The 15,500-nt window shown below is 71.0% G+C and carries 11 protein-coding genes; 9 read left to right on the top strand and 2 right to left on the bottom strand.

The features are described from left to right. Positions 1 to 134 precede the first annotated feature (134 nt). The gene (locus tag ACZ7L4_RS26260) at positions 135 to 1,034 is read left to right on the top strand and encodes a LysR family transcriptional regulator (RefSeq protein ID WP_472106213.1); all 900 of its coding nucleotides are present in this window, start codon (positions 135 to 137) and stop codon (positions 1,032 to 1,034) included. A gap of 322 nt (positions 1,035 to 1,356) precedes the next feature. Then, positions 1,357 to 2,613, top strand: a complete 1,257-nt coding sequence (locus ACZ7L4_RS26255) for an alpha/beta hydrolase (protein ID WP_472106211.1) — start codon at positions 1,357 to 1,359, stop codon at positions 2,611 to 2,613. Positions 2,614 to 2,683: 70 nt separating this feature from the next. Here ACZ7L4_RS26255 and ACZ7L4_RS26250 read toward each other — a convergent pair whose 3' ends face one another. Next, the gene (locus ACZ7L4_RS26250; protein ID WP_472106209.1) at positions 2,684 to 5,056 is read right to left on the bottom strand and encodes an MFS transporter; all 2,373 of its coding nucleotides are present in this window, start codon (positions 5,054 to 5,056) and stop codon (positions 2,684 to 2,686) included. 55 nt (positions 5,057 to 5,111) lie between these two features. Next, positions 5,112 to 5,711: a TetR/AcrR family transcriptional regulator gene (locus tag ACZ7L4_RS26245; protein WP_472106207.1), complete on the bottom strand. Its 600-nt coding sequence runs from the start codon at positions 5,709 to 5,711 to the stop codon at positions 5,112 to 5,114. Between the two features lie 311 nt (positions 5,712 to 6,022). Here ACZ7L4_RS26245 and kdgD point away from each other — a divergent pair, with 311 nt between their 5' ends. From kdgD to ACZ7L4_RS26210, 7 genes are all read left to right on the top strand, one after another. Then, positions 6,023 to 6,955, top strand: a complete 933-nt coding sequence (kdgD, locus tag ACZ7L4_RS26240) for a 5-dehydro-4-deoxyglucarate dehydratase (protein ID WP_472106205.1) — start codon at positions 6,023 to 6,025, stop codon at positions 6,953 to 6,955. A gap of 87 nt (positions 6,956 to 7,042) precedes the next feature. Continuing rightward, positions 7,043 to 8,392, top strand: a complete 1,350-nt coding sequence (gene gudD / locus ACZ7L4_RS26235) for a glucarate dehydratase (protein ID WP_472106203.1) — start codon at positions 7,043 to 7,045, stop codon at positions 8,390 to 8,392. A 119-nt stretch (positions 8,393 to 8,511) separates the two neighbouring features. Next, positions 8,512 to 9,834 carry a gluconate:H+ symporter gene (locus ACZ7L4_RS26230; RefSeq protein WP_472106201.1) on the top strand — a complete coding sequence of 441 codons (1,323 nt, stop codon included), beginning with the start codon at positions 8,512 to 8,514 and terminating at the stop codon, positions 9,832 to 9,834. 140 nt (positions 9,835 to 9,974) lie between these two features. Continuing rightward, positions 9,975 to 10,631, top strand: a complete 657-nt coding sequence (locus ACZ7L4_RS26225) for a DUF4232 domain-containing protein (protein WP_472106199.1) — start codon at positions 9,975 to 9,977, stop codon at positions 10,629 to 10,631. Positions 10,632 to 10,764: 133 nt separating this feature from the next. Then, positions 10,765 to 12,138 carry a sodium/glutamate symporter gene (locus ACZ7L4_RS26220; protein WP_472106197.1) on the top strand — a complete coding sequence of 458 codons (1,374 nt, stop codon included), beginning with the start codon at positions 10,765 to 10,767 and terminating at the stop codon, positions 12,136 to 12,138. 148 nt (positions 12,139 to 12,286) lie between these two features. Next, positions 12,287 to 13,732, top strand: a complete 1,446-nt coding sequence (locus tag ACZ7L4_RS26215; protein ID WP_472106195.1) for an Nramp family divalent metal transporter — start codon at positions 12,287 to 12,289, stop codon at positions 13,730 to 13,732. Positions 13,733 to 13,763: 31 nt separating this feature from the next. Next, entirely contained in the window at positions 13,764 to 15,497 is a 1,734-nt protein-coding gene (locus ACZ7L4_RS26210; RefSeq protein ID WP_472106193.1) for an IlvD/Edd family dehydratase, read from the top strand. Positions 15,498 to 15,500 lie beyond the last annotated feature (3 nt).

Here is a 15,500-nt window from a genome sequence, read left to right as displayed (position 1 = left end):
CCACGACGGTGGCACCGCAGGGGAGACGCCAACAAGGGGCGGTGGGACGTCCGGCGGTGACAATATGGGAACGCGTGCGTTGCCGTAACGGCAACGCACGGCCCATGGCGAAGACGCAGGGGAGGGCACATCGGATGCCACTGGTCGACCCGGCCCTGAAGTACTTCATCGCCGTCTTCGAGACGGGCTCGGTGAACGCGGCGGCGCGCCGCCTCTTCGTCGCGGGCTCCGCCGTGAGCCGCCAACTCGCCCGTCTCGAAAGGGAGGTGGGTGCCCCGCTCTTCGACCGGCAGCCGAGCGGGGTGACTGCGACCCCGGCCGGGCGGGCGTTCGCGGGCTTCGCGCGGCGGGCGATCCAGGACGCCGAGGCGTTCACGGAAGAGGTGCACCAGCGCCGCACGACACGGGCGGTCATCACGGTCGCCGCCACCATCGGCGTCACCCACCACCTGCTGCCCGACGTCGCGGCGGGCTTCCACGCGGCCCACCCGGAGGCCCGTGTCATCCTGCACGTGGCGCGGCCGACGGAGGCGACGCAGATGGTGGCGGAAGGCATCGCCGACCTCGGCGTCACCTTCAACATCGCGCTTCCGGCCGGTGTCTCGATCCGCTACACGCAGGAGGCGCCGCTCTGCGCGATCGTCCGCAGGGGCCACCCGCTCGCCGACAAAGCGGCGGTCTCGGTGCGCGACCTCGTCCAGCACCCGGTGGCCCTGCCCTCGACCGACACCACGAGCCGCCTCCTCCTGGAGGCCTCGGCGGCGGCCCACCAGCTCACGGTGGAGGGCGTCTTCGAGTGCACCACGGTGGACGCGCTCCTGCGCTTCGTCCGCGCCAGCAGCGCGGTCACCCTGGCCAGTCGCGTCACCCTGGGCCCGTCGGACCGCCGCGCCCTGGTGGCCGTCCCCCTGGAGGAGAAGGAGTTCCGGCAGCGCACCCTCCAGGTCCAGTGTCGGGCGGGCCGCGAACTTCCGCCCGCGGCGGCGGGCTTCATGGACAGGGTGATCGATGCGCTGGGGCATCGGGCGGTGTGACTGGTGCCGGTCATCGGTGACCAGTAGGTTCACCGCAACAACGTGCGAGGGGCACGGAGTTCCGGTGGGCGAGGGCGAGGGCGGGGGAGCGGGGATGCGTGTGCCGAGGACGTGGCAGAGGGTCGGGGGCCTGCTGCTGGGGGTGGTGCTGGTCGTCAGTGGGTGCGATGTCGTCAAGGGGACGGGTGACGCGCGCCCGGAGCCCCGGCGGTCCCAGGCCAAGGCGTCGAACCCGCCGGCAGGACTGCCCTCCGAGTTCACCGCGGGGCAGCGGCTTCGGTGGGCGAAGTGTTCAACGCCTGGGGGATACGAGTGCGCCACCATGAAGGCGCCGCTGGACTACCGGCGGCCGGGGCGGGACACCATCGACGTCGCGCTCATACGGAAGCGGGCCACCGGACCGGAGCGCGAGCGGATCGGCTCCCTGCTGCTCAACTTCGGTGGACCCGGGGTGTCCGGTGTCTCGGGGCTGCCCAGGTACGCGAATCAGTACGAGCCCCTGGGCGAGCGCTACGACCTGGTCAGCTTCGATCCGCGCGGGGTGGGCCGGACCATTCTCGTCACCTGCGCGGCGAGGCGATTTGAGGGCGGCGACGCCTGTCCGAAGGGTTCCGGGAAGGTGCTCCCGTACATCGGGACCTCGCAGACCGCGCGGGATCTGGACCTGATGCGATTTCTGCTTGGCGACGAGCGGCTGCACTACTTCGGTGTGTCCTACGGAACCCAACTGGGCGGCGTCTACGCCCACTTGTTCCCGAAGAACGTCGGGCGTCTCGTGCTCGAGGCCCCCGTCGACCCGACGCGGGACCGGGTGGAAGGTGACATCGCTCAGGTCAGGGCCGTGCAGCGGGCCTTCGACCGCTTCGCGCGGCACTGTGCGAGCGCCTACGACGACTGCCCGCTCGGCCGGGACCCCGAGCAGCGTGTCGTCGCGCTCCTGCGCAAGCTGGAGAAGACCCCCGCTCACGCACGGGGCAAGGAGAAGCTCGACGGGGCCGACGCCGCCTACGCCATCTCCGACTACCTGGACCGCGGCGAGGAGGGCTGGCGGCCGCTCGCCACGGCGCTCGACGACGCCCTGACTCGGGGCGACGCCCGCAAACTGATGGACGCGGACGAGCACAAGCCCGGCGCCCGCGACACCGACCCGTCCGAAGACGACGACAACACCTCCGCCCTCGTCGCCATCACCTGCGCCGACTCCGACGTGCGCCCCGAATTCGACCGGGCCGACGCCCTGGCCGCGAGGATCAAGGCCGCCTCACCCGTCTTCGGCGAGGCATGGTCGAGCAGCGTGTACCTCTGCTACGAGTGGCCCTTCGACGGCGAGCGCGCCGACCCCGACGTCGGCGCGAAGGGCGCCCGCCCGATCCTCGTCGTCGCGGGCACCGGCGACCCGACGACCCCGTACGAGGGCGGCGGGCACATGGCCGCCGAGCTGGGCAAGGGCGTCGGTGTGCTGCTGAGCGTGCGGGCCGAGGGCCACGGCACGTACCCGCAGAACGCGTGCGCGACCCGGGCCGTGGACACGTACCTCCTCGACGGCAGGACCCCGAGGAGCGGCACCGTGTGCGGATAGCGGAACGCCGCGGGCGGGGCAGAGGACTGCCCCGCCCGCGGCGGTGTGTTCCGGCGACCGGCAGGGGCCGTCAGTCCCCGTGGCCGAGGGCGACGTCGAGGTCGCCCGGGTTCCCGCTGCCCGCCACCGTGACCGGCTTCGACACCGGCGGGTAGCCGCTGGCGATCACCGTGTACGTGGCGCCGGACAGACCGGCGAAGGCGTACGCGCCGTCGTCACCGGTGGTGTGCACCGCGACCACGTTGCCCGCCTGGTCGAGGAGGGTGACGCGGGCGTCGTTCACCGGGGAGCCGTCGGTGCCGCGGACCGTGCCGGTCAGTGTCGCGGCGGATTGCAGCACGGCGTCCTGCCGGGTGGCGGTGCCGCCCGCGACCTGGGCCTGACCCGCGAACGGCTGGAAGCCCTCCGCGCTGGCCGTGAACGTGTACGCGCCGGGCGGCAGCTGCGGCAGCGAGTAGCCGCCGTCGGTGTCGGTGAGCGCCGAGCCGACGGTCTCGCCGCGCTCGTCGGTGGTGATGACGAGCGCGCCGATCACCGGCGCCGAGTCCGCCTCGGACCGCACGGTGCCGTAGAGGCCGCCGTCGCCGCTGAGGACGAGGTCGAAGCTGACCGGGCCGTCCGCGCGGAGCGCGAGCGTGGCGACCCGCGGGTCACGGCCGGGCGCCGAGCCGACGAGGACGTAGCCGTCACCGTCGCCGGACGGGGCCGACACCGCGTAGCTGCCGTCGGCTGCCGCGGCGCCCCGCCCGATCTGCGCGCCGCCCCGGTCGATGAGGGTGACCACGGCGCCGGACAAGGGAGCGCCCTGCCCGTCGAGGATCCGGCCGTGCACGCCCGGGCCCTCCACCGCGGGGGCGGTGGCGACGGGAGCGGCGGGCGCGGCGGCGGCCACGGCCTCGCCCGCGGCCTCGACGGTCTCGGCCGCCTCGGACGCGGACTCGACCTTCTGCTGCGCGTGCGCGAGCGGACGGCCCGCGCGGTACATCAGGACCGACACGACGAGACCGGCCACGAAGAAGCCGGCGGCCCACCAGTACGCGGTCGCGTAGCTGTGCACGGCGGCCTCGGCCTGGGCGGCCTTCGAGGCACCGTGGTCGGCGATGTAGTTCGAGGCGGCCGTCGCGGCCATGGTGCTGAAGAGGGCGGTACCGATCGAACCGCCGACCTGCTGCATCGTGTTCACGGTCGCGGCGGCGACGCCCTGGTCCTTCGGGGCGACCCCGAGGGTGGCGAGGCTCATCGCGGGCGGCATCACGAGACCGATACCGACACCGATCATGATCAGCGGCGGCAGCACGTGCGAGGCGTAGCTGCTGGTCACGTCGAGCGCGGTGAGCCAGACAAGGCCGCCCGCGGTGAGACCCATGCCGACCGGGACGACCGGCTTCGGGCCGAGCTTCGGGATCAGCGCCATCGTGGCGATCTGAGCCGTCACCATCAGCGACAGGATCATCGGCAGGAACGCGACGCCCGTCTCCATGGGGCTCTTGCCGAGGATGAGCTGCAGGTAGTACGTCAGGAACAGGAAGATCCCGAACATGCCGGCGCCGGTGATGAACACGCTGACGTAGGACGCGGCACGGTTGCGGTCGGCGAGGACGCGCAGCGGCAGCAGCGGGTGCTTGGCCCGGGTCTGCCAGAAGATGAACAGCGCGAGCAGGACGACACCGGCGGCCAGGAAGACCCAGCACATCCAGTTGCCCCAGCTGTGCGTCTCGGCGTTGGAGAAGCCGAAGACGATGCTGAAGAGGCCCGCCGCGACGAGCAGCGTGCCCAGCAGGTCGAGCTTGGGACGCGGGCCGGGCGCGGGCTTGCGGATGAAGAGGAGCGCGCCGACGACGGCGAACGCGGCGATGACCAGGTTGACGTAGAGCGTCCAGCGCCAGTCGAGGTGCTCGGTGAGGAAGCCGCCGAGCAGCATGCCGATGGCACCGCCGGAACCGGCGATCGCACCGAAGATGCCGAACGCGCGGGCGCGCTCCTTCGGCTCGGTGAAGGTCGTCGTGAGCAGCGCCATCGCGGTCGGCGCGAGGATCGCGCCGAACACACCCTGCAGGGCGCGGCCCGCGACGAGCATGGAGAAGCCGGTGGCGGCGCCGGCGAGGGCGGACGAGCCGGCGAACCCTATGAGGCCGATGATCAGCGTGTTCTTGCGTCCGAACAGGTCGGAGAGCTTGCCGCCGAGCAGCAGGAGGCTGCCGAAGGCGAGCGAGTACGCGGTGACGACCCACTGGCGGCCGTCGTCGGAGAAGCCGAGGTCCGCCTGGGCGGACGGCAGGGCGATGTTCACGATGGTGGCGTCGAGCACCACCATCAGCTGGGCGAGGCCGATGACGGCCAGGACCCACCAGCGGTGGGGCACGTGGTGCGCGGCCGGGGCGCCCGGCGGCTGTGCGGACGAGGCCGCGGCCGGACGCTCGCGCGCGTCGAGCGGGGTGGGCATTGCGTGGTCCTTCGAGGTCTGTCGGGAGCCGGAGGCCGGGAGGGGCCGGAGGCGGTCAGGCGTGCAGCAGCAAGGGGAGGACGACGGTGTCCACGTAGCGCTGGAGATATTCGGTGTCGGCCGCCCGCCGCTCGAGGAGCGGCCGGGAGAAGACGGAGCCGACGAACATGTGCGGAAGGAAACCGCAGGCGGGTGCGGAGCGGTCGATCTCGCCGCGCTCCGCGGCCCGCGCCAGCATCGCCTCGAACAGGTCGAGCTCGGGCTGGACGAGCGCCTCGTGCACGGCGTCCGCGAGTTCCGCGTCCTTGCGGATGGCCAGCGAGATGCCGCGTACCAGGTCGAGGTCCTTGCGGGCCTCGCCGATCCGCTGCGCGAGCGCGTGCAGATCGCCCCGCAGGGACCCGGTGTCGAGGTCCTCGAGGGAGAACGGGCGCATCTCGCGCAGCGCCTCGGACACCAGGCGTGGCTTGCTGCCCCACTGCCGGTAGAGCGTGGCCTTGCTGCACCGCGACTGCGCGGCGACGGCGTCGAGCGTCATCGTCTCGTAGCCGACGTCGCGCACGAGGTCGAGAGTGCGTCCGAAGAGCTCGCGCTCCCGCTCGGGGGTGAGCCGGGTGCGCCGCTTTCTGCGCGTGAGGGGTTCGGGCAGCCCCATGGGTTCCTTGCCTGACGGTGGTGCGCGGATCCGCTCGCGGTGTGTCGTGCACGGATCAGCGAACCGAAACGGTTTCGTACCGTTAGAAGGTACGCCCACTCATCATCGAAACGCAAACGTTTCGCTCCCTGTGTGTCCCCGGTGAAGATCTCCTGACGATGCTCAACGGGCATCGCAAGATGCGAAATCGGTGTTGGACGTGCATCAGCGGCAGCTCATAGCGTCACGCCAGACCAGTGACGCGGGCCATACGGGAGTCGGCCCGCCTCCGGTACGTCTGTCGCACACCTCAGTTCGGGAGCACCGCCGCTATGACCGCCTACACCCCTGCCGACCTCGGTCGACGCCTCGGCTCGGGCCTGTTGTCCTTCCCCGTGACCCACTTCCGGGGCGCGGACCACCCCTCCTCCTTCGACTTCGACGAGGAGGCCTACCGCGAACACGTCGGCCGCCTCGGGGCGTACGAGGTCGCCGGGCTCTTCGCGGCCGGCGGCACCGGCGAGTTCTTCTCGCTGACCGTGGCCGAGGTCGAGCGCGTCGTCGCCGCCGCCGTGGCCGCCGCCCCCGAGGGCACCCCGATCCTGGCCCCGGCCGGATACGGCACCGCCACCGCCGTCGAGATGGCCCGGGCGGCCGAGCGCGCGGGCGCCGACGGCATCCTGCTCTTCCCGCCCTACCTCACCGAGGCCCCGCAGGACGGACTCGCCGCACACGTCGAGGCGGTCTGCGCGGCGACGAACCTCGGTGTCATCATCTACAGCCGCGCCAACGCCGTGTACAGCGCCGACACCGTGGCCCGCGTCGCCGAGTCCTGCCCGAACCTGATCGGCTACAAGGACGGCGTCGGTGACATCGACGCCATGACGCGCATCTACACGAAGCTCGGCGACCGGCTCACCTACATCGGCGGCCTGCCCACCGCCGAGATGTTCGCCCTGCCGTACCTCGAACTCGGTGTCACCACCTACTCGTCGGCCATCTTCAACTTCGTCCCCGAGTTCGCGCTCTCCTTCTACGCGGACGTCCGCGCCCGCCGCCACGACGAAGTGCTGCGCAAGCTCGACGAGTTCGTCCTGCCGTACACGGAGATCCGCAACCGCAAGAGCGGCTACGCGGTCAGCATCGTCAAGGCGGGACTCACCGCCACCGGCCACCACGCGGGCCCGGTCCGGCCGCCGCTGACCGACCTGGAACCGGCGGAGCTGGACGCGCTCTCCGCACTGATCAAGGGCATCGACCGCTGAGCACGCTCGGCGCACACCCCATGCACCACCCCCTTCCGTAGGTCCCCTCATCCGCCTGCGAGCCGCACGCGAAAGGTGTCACCGTCCATGAGCACCAAGGCCGTTCCCCCCGCCGCCACCCCCGTGGTCGCCTCGATGCGGGTCGTCCCGGTCGCAGGCCAGGACAGCATGCTGCTGAACCTGAGCGGCGCCCACGCCCCGTACTTCACCCGCAACCTGGTGATCCTCACCGACTCCGACGGCCGCACCGGCGTGGGCGAGGTCCCCGGCGGCGAGCCCATCCGCACCACCCTCGAAGAGGCGAGCGACCTGGTCGTCGGCCGCCCCGTCGGCGACCCGCAGGCCGTCCTGCGCGCGATCCGTGAGCGCTTCGGCGACCGCGACGCGGGCGGGCGCGGCGCGCAGACCTTCGACCTGCGTGTCACGGTGCACGCGGTCACCGCCGTCGAGGCCGCGCTGCTCGACCTGCTCGGCCAGTACCTGAACGTCCCGGTCGCGGCGCTCCTCGGCGAGGGCGTGCAGCGCACCTCGGTCCCCGTCCTCGGCTACCTCTTCTACGTGGGCGACCGCCGCCGCACCGACCTCCCGTACCGCGACGAGTCCGACGCGAAGGACGCCTGGGAGCGGCTGCGCAGCGAGGAGGCGCTCACGCCCGAGGCGGTCGTCGCGCTCGCCGAGGCGGCCCAGGAGCGGTACGGGTTCCAGGACTTCAAGCTCAAGGGCGGCGTCCTCGACGGGCGCGCCGAGGCCGAGGCCGTCACCGCGCTCGCCGAGCGGTTCCCCGAGGCCCGCATCACCCTCGACCCCAACGGCGGCTGGCTCCTCGACGACGCCATCGAGATCGGCCGCTCGCTGCGTGATGTGCTCGCGTACGCCGAGGACCCCTGCGGCGCCGAGGGCGGCTACTCCGGCCGCGAGGTGATGGCCGAGTTCCGCCGCGCCACCGGCCTCAAGACCGCCACCAACATGATCGCCACGGACTGGCGGCAGCTGGGCCATGCCATCAAGGCCGACGCCGTCGACATCCCCCTCGCGGACCCGCACTTCTGGACCATGAACGGTTCGGTGCGCGTCGCCCAGCTCTGCGACGCCTGGGGCCTGACCTGGGGCTCGCACTCCAACAACCACTTCGATGTGTCGCTCGCGATGTTCACGCACGTCGCCGCCGCGGCGCCCGGTGACATCACCGCCATCGACACCCACTGGATCTGGCAGGACGGCCAGCGGCTGACCCACGAGCCGCTGCCCATCGAGGGCGGCGCCATCGCGCTGCCCGAACGCCCCGGCCTGGGCGTCGAGTTGGACATGGAACAGGTCGAGGCGGCCCACCAGCGCTACCTCTCCCTCGGCCTCGGCAGCCGGGACGACGCCGCCGGCATGCAGTACCTGGTCCCCGGCTGGACCTTCGACGCCAAGCGCCCCGCGCTGGTGCGCTGACCGCCTTCTCGTCCAACCGCCGTTGCGGCGTCGTGGCCCGCTCGCACGACGCCGCACCGAGCCCTCGCATGCCCTGACTTCCGAACGTGCACCTCCGTCACTTCGAAGGAGAAGTGATCATGCCAATGCTCGTCGTTGCGCTCAGTGTTGTGGCGCTGCTGTTCCTGATGACCAAGGTGAGGCTCAACGGCTTCATCGCCCTGCTGCTCGTCGCGGTCGTCGTCGCGATGGTCCAGGGCATCAGCCTGCCGGAGATCTCCGATGTCCTGGAGACCGGTATCGGTGACCAACTCTCCGGCACCCTGCCGGTGATCGGCCTCGGGGCCATGGTCGGCCGCGTGATGGGTGACGCGGGAGCCGCCCAACGCATCGCCACCAAGCTGACCAAGGCCTTCGGCGACCGCTGGGTGCAGGTGGCGATGGTCGTCACCGCGATGCTCATCGGTGTCACCATGTTCTACGAGGTGGCCTTCGTCATCATCGTCCCGGTGGCCTTCACCCTGGTCCGCGTCACCCGGCAGAACCTGCTGTGGATCGGCCTGCCGATGTCCATCGCGCTCTCCACGATGCACAGCTTCCTGCCGCCGCACCCCGGCCCGACCGCCGTGGCCGAGATGTTCGACGCCTCCGTCGGTCAGACGCTCTTCGTCGGCCTGTTCATCGCCGTCCCGGCCGGCGCCCTCATCGCCCTGGTCTGGCCCCGGCTGCCGTTCGTCCGCCGGATGAACCCCTCGATACCCACCGGCCTCGTCACCGAGCGCGTCTTCGAAGAGGACGAGATGCCGGCCCTCGGCTGGTCGCTCGCCGTCGCCCTGCTCCCGGTGGTCCTCATCGCCGGTGCGGCCATCGCCGAGATGTCCCTCGACGACCACGCCCCGGGCATGGGTGTCATCAAGTTCATCGGTTCCCCCGAGTTCGCGCTGCTGCTGACCCTGCTGCTCGCCATCTACGTCTTCGGCCCGCGCATCGGCCGCTCCCTGAAGGACATCGCCACCTCCTGCGGCGACGCCGCCAAGTCCATGGCCATGATCATGCTGGTGATCGCGGCGGGCGGCGCGTACAAGAACGTCCTCGTCGAGGGCGGCATCTCGGACTACATCAAGGACACCACCGAGCACTGGTCGATCTCGCCGCTGCTCCTCGCCTGGCTGATCGCGGCGATCCTGCGCATCGCCCTCGGCTCGGCCACGGTCGCCGTGTCCACGGCCGCGGGCATCGTGGCGCCGATGGTGGCCGGGAGCGGTTCGTCGCCCGAGCTGATGGTGCTCGCCGTCTCCTGCGGCTCGATCGCCTTCTCCCACGTCAACGACCCGGGCTTCTGGATGTTCAAGGAGTACTTCAACCTGTCGGTCCTCGACGCGATCAAGGCGCGGACCACCTATACGACGGTCCTTGCGGTCTTGGGTCTCGGCGGGGTCATGGCGCTCAACGCCGTGATGTGAGGATCCGACAGACGTTTGTAACAGCCATGTAGGAGTGCGTGGTCGACAGGAACGGTTCACCCGTGGGTCGGGTCTCACTGAGCAGTAACGCTCGCCCCCACCGAGCGGACGGCACCACCGACCACGGAGGAACCGAAACCATGCGCGCTCAGAAGACCGCCCTCGCCGCCCTGGCCCTCGTCGCGGGCCTCTCGCTCACGGCCTGTCAGGGCAACGAGGACTCCGCCGCGGGCAGCGACGACGCCGGTTCCTCCTCCTCGTCCGCCGCCGCCTCCGCATCGGACGGCGGCGGCGACGCGCGGCAGGGCGGGGACGACAAGGCCACGAACACCGGGGACGACACCGCCACCACCGGTTCGGCCGACGCCGACGAGGGCAGCGGCGGCGGGCAGATCAACACCGGCCCCTGCAAGACGGCGAACCTCGCGTTCAGCACCGCCCACGGCATGGGCGAGGGCGACCTGATGGTCACCCTGAAGAACACCAGCGACGCCTGCTCCCTCAAGGGCTTCCCGGGCGTCGACCTCAAGGCCGACAACGGCCCCGGCGGCATCAGCGCCAAGCGCAGCGACCGCACCGCCCCGGCCGTCGTCCTCAAGAACGGCGAGGAGACCCGCTTCACGCTGCACACCCCGCGCAACGACACGGGTGGCTCGGGTCTCGACATCGTGAGCATCGTCGTCACCCCGCCGAACGAGACCCACTCCAAGACCCTGCCGGTCTCCCTCAATCTGCCGGTGAGCGACTCCACGGACGCCAACGTGACGGTGGACCCGGTCGGCTCCGGCAAGCAGTGACCGGCAGGGGCCCGCATACCGAGGTAAACCGGAACCCGGGTTTCCCTTTACTCTTTCTTTGCTGATAGAAAACTCCGGATCACCCCGCTCGTCCCGCACTGACTGAGGTGCCTGCCCCACCCCGGAGTCCCCGTTGTCCTACTCACCCTGGTCGTTGCTCAGCGACGCCGGCCTGATAGCCGCGCTGCTGCTCGTCGGCACCCTGCTGCGGGCCCATGTCCGGCTGTTCCAGCGGCTGATGCTGCCCTCCAGCGTCATGGCGGGCTTCCTCGGCCTCGCGCTCGGGCCCGAAGGGGCGGGCCTGCTGCCGTTCTCCGACCAGCTCGGCACCTACGCGTCCGTGCTCATCGTCGTCGTGTTCGCCTGCCTCGCCCTCACCGACGGCCTCGGCCTCAAGGGCTTCGGCAAGGCGGCGGGATCCTTCGGCTCGTACGGTGTCGCCGCCTACGCGCTGCAGGTGGGCCTCGGTGTCGTGCTCGGCCTGGTGCTGCTGCAGCCGGTGTGGGACGTGCCCGACGCCTTCGGTTCCCTGCTCTTCGCGGGCTGGGCCGGCGGCTTCGGCACGGCGGCCGCGCTCGGCACGGCCTTCGAGGCGAACGGCTGGGAGGGCGCCAGCTCGCTCGGCTTCACCTCGGCCACCGTGGGCATGCTCGTCGGCGTCGTCGGCGGCATCATCCTGTGCAACTGGGGCGCGCGGCGCGGCCACACCAGCAGCGTCGGCCGCTTCGAGACGCTCCCCGAGGAGCTGCGCACCGGCCTCGTGCGCAAGGACGAGGAGCGCCACCCCACCGGCCGCGCGACCACCTCGCCCGCCTCCATCGAACCGCTCGGCTTCCAGATCGCGGTGATCGCCGCGCTCGCCGCCGCCGCGTACGGTGTCTCCGAGTGGATCACCGGGATGTTCCCCTCGCTGATGCTCCCGGTCTTCGCGCTGGCCTTCATCATCGGTCTCATCCTGCGCGCCGTCGTGGCCCGCACCAAGGCGTGGAACTACGTCGACGGGGAATCGCTCAAGTCGCTCTCCGGCACCGCCACCGACGTCCTCATCACCTGCGGCATCGCGTCCATCGTGCCCAGCTTCGTCGCCGACTACTGGCTGCCGCTGGCGCTGATGTTCGCGGTCGGCCTCGCCCTCGTGCTCTTCCTGTTCCTGGTCGTCGCGCCGCGCCTCTTCGACGGGAACTGGTTCGAGAAGGGGCTCGTGACGTGGGGCTGGACGACCGGCGCCGCCGCGACCGCGATCGCCCTGCTGCGCATGGTCGACCCGAAGCTGAAGAGCGGCACGCTGGAGGAGTTCGGCGTCGCGTACATCCCCGTCGCGCCCGTCGAGACGGCCACCGTGACCTTCGTGCCGGTCCTGCTGTCGGCCGGTGCCGCCTGGGCCGTCGGCGGGGCCTGGGCCGCCCTCGGCGTGCTCGCGCTCGTCCTGCCGTGGCTGGCCGGATGGGCGCCGCGCGGCAAGGCGAAGGCGGGTGCGGCGCAGGCCACGGAGAGCGCCGGAGTCTGAGACACCACGCAGCGAGAACGCCCCGGGCCACCAGGTCCGGGGCGTTCTTCGTGCGCACCCTCTGGACGATCTCCGTGAATCATCCGATGATTGCGGGGCATCGCAAAGCGCTCCCCTTCCGCCCCAACGGCCTCCGGAGACGCCCCAGATGACCGAGACCGGAAACTCCCCCTCCCCAGCGCCCGCCCCCTTCCCCCTGCGCACCAAGCTCCTCCCGCCACCCGCCGTACGGGAACTGCCCGCACCGCCCGCGAAGACCTGGCGCATCATCGGGCCCGGCATCGTGGCCGCCGGGGTCGGCGTGTCCTCCGGCGAGTTCATCCTCTGGCCCTACATCGCCACCCAGGCCGGACTGGTGTTCCTGTGGGGCGCCGTGGTGGGTGTCGTCACGCAGTGGTTCCTCAACATGGAGATCGAGCGGTACACCCTCGCCACCGGCGAGACCGCGGTGACCGGCTTCAACCGCTACTGGCGGCACTGGGGCCTGGTCATGGTGGTGTTCACCTACGCGGCCAACCTCTGGCCGGGCTGGGCCACCAGCTCGGCCACCATGCTCAGTTATGTGTTCGGCGGCAGACCCGCCTACATCGGCATCGGGCTCCTGGTCCTCATCGGCCTGATCCTCACCCTCGCGCCCGTCGTCTACAACGCGCTGGAGAAGCTGCTCGGCGTAAAGATCCTCGTCATCGGCGGCTTCTTCGTCCTCGCCCTGATCCTCGCGGTCACCGCCACCACGGTGGGCGATCTGCCGAAGGCCGTCACCGACGCGACGTTCCCCTCCGAGCTCGGCGTGGCCGTCCTCATGGGCGCCCTCGCCTACGCGGGCGCGGGCGGCGGGCAGAACCTCGTGCAGAGCAACTGGATCCGCGACAAGGGCTTCGGCATGGGCCACTACGTGCCCCGCCTGGTCAGCCCGGTCACCGGCAAGGAGGAGGCCGCGGGCCCCGTCGTCGGCTACGTCTTCGAGCTCAACGAGACGAACATGGCCCGCTGGCGCCGCTGGTGGCGCTTCGCCAACGTCGAGCAGGCCCTCACCTTCGTCCTCGTCACCGTCGTGACGATCGTGATGTCCTCGCTGCTGGCGCACTCGACGCTGTTCGGGACCGGCGGGCTCGAGAACAACGTCGCCTTCATCCAGAAGGAGGGTCAGGTCCTCCAGGAGCGCGTCGGGGACTGGTTCGGCGTGTTCTTCTGGCTGGTCGGCGCGTTCTCCCTGTTCAGTGCGGCCACCGGCATCATCGACTACACCAGCAGGATGGCCGCCGACGTCCTCAAGTCGACGTATCTGCGCGGGAGTCGGGTCAGCGAGTCGCGGATGTACGCGCGCCTGGTGTGGGCGGTCGTCGCCGTCGGCGCGATCGTGCTGCTCTCCGGGCTCGACCAGCCGCTCGTGCTGCTCGTCATCTCGGCGTGCGTGTCCGGGCTGATGATGTTCGTGTACTCGATCCTGCTCCTCGTCATGAACCGCACCGCATTGCCCAACCCCCTGAAGGTGCGCGGTGTTCGCGTGGCTGCCCTGGTGTGGGCGGTGGTGCTCTTCGGTGTGCTGTCCGTGCTCACGGTGCGACAGCAGCTCACCGACCTTTTCGGCTGAACAACCCGGCTACGTACAGGAGTGGAACCATATGACGGATGGTCACGCGGCCCGCCGCAGTCAGGCCTGGTTCGGTGCCGCCGGACGCGGCGGCATGGTGTACCGGTCGTGGATGCGCAACCAGGGCTTCGGGCCCGAGGTGTTCGACGGGCGGCCGGTCATCGGCATCGCCGTGTCCGCCTCCGAACTCGCCCCCTGCAATGCCCACTTGACGCGCGTCGCCGAGGCCGTGAAGCGCGGGGTGTGGCAGGCGGGCGGCTTCCCGCTGGAGTTCCCCACCATGGCCACCGGCGAGACACTGATGCGGCCCACGGCGATGCTGTACCGCAACCTCATGGCCATGGAGGTCGAGGAGCTGATCCGCGCCAACCCGCTCGACGGTGTGGTCCTCCTCTCTGGCTGCGACAAGACGACACCCGCCATGCTCATGGGCGCCGCGAGCGTCGACCTTCCGGCCGTGATGGTGACCGGCGGGCCCATGCTCAACGGCAAGTTCCAGGGCCGCGACGTCGGTTCCGGCACGGCGGTGTGGCAGATGGAGGCCGAGGTCAAGGCCGGGCGGATGACCGAGGAGGAGTGCTTCTTCGCCGAGGGGTGCATGGCCCGCTCCAACGGCCACTGCATGACGATGGGCACGGCCTCCACCATGGCGTGCATGGCGGAGACCCTCGGCATGCAGCTGCCGGGCTCCGCGACCTGGCCCGCGGTCGACATGCGCCGCTACGAGACCGGGCAGGCGGCCGGCCGCCGCATCGTGGACATGGTGGACGAGGACCTGCGCCCGTCCCGCATCCTCACCCGCGAGGCCTTCGAGAACGCGATCCGCACGAACGCGGCGATCGGCGGCTCCACCAACGCCATCATCCACCTGACGGCGCTCGCGGGCCGCGTCGGCGTACGCCTCGACACCGAGGACTTCGACCAACTGGCCCGCGACGTACCGACGTTGCTCAATCTCATGCCGTCCGGAAAGTACCTCATGGAGGACTTCTGCTACGCGGGCGGCCTGCCCGCCGTCCACCACGAACTGGTGCGGGCCGGACTCCTCGACGGCGAGCAGCTCACGGTCACCGGGCGCAGCATCGCCGAGAACGTGGCGGACGCGGAGCGCATCGGCGACGAGGTGATAACGGGCGTGGTCGACCCGTTCCAGCCCGCCGGCACCGGGACGGCCGTCCTGCGCGGCAACCTCTGCCCCGACGGCGCGGTCATCAAGCAGTCCGCGGCCTCGCCCCACCTGCTCACACACACCGGCACCGCCCGCGTCTTCGACTCCCCGGAGGCGTACCACGCGGTGTGCGACGACCCGGACCTGGACGTCGACGAGGACACGGTGCTCGTCATCCGCGGCGCGGGCCCGAAGGGCTATCCCGGCATGCCCGAGGTGTCGAACGTGCCACTGCCCACCAAGCTGCTGAAGGCCGGGGTCACCGACATGGTGCGCGTCTGCGACGGCAGGATGAGCGGCACGGGGTACGGCACGGTCGTCCTGCACGTGGCACCGGAAGCGGCGGTCGGCGGCCCGCTGGCCCTCGTGCGTGACGGGGACACCATCGCCCTTGACGTCCCGAAGCGCTCGCTGCACCTGGAGGTCGACGAGGCCGAACTGGCACGCCGCCGCGCAGCCTGGGAGCCGCCCGAGCCGCGCCACACCAGCGGCTACGCCTGGCTCTACACGCACCATGTCGAGGGCGCCGACCGGGGCGCGGACTTCGACTTCCTGCGGGGGTGCCGCGGCAGCGCCGTGCCGCGCGACTCGCACTGAGGC

This window comes from Streptomyces sp. NPDC107575 (assembly GCF_055657265.1).
Note: the sequence above shows the minus strand (reverse complement) of the source record. Positions and strands in the feature narration are given on the sequence as shown.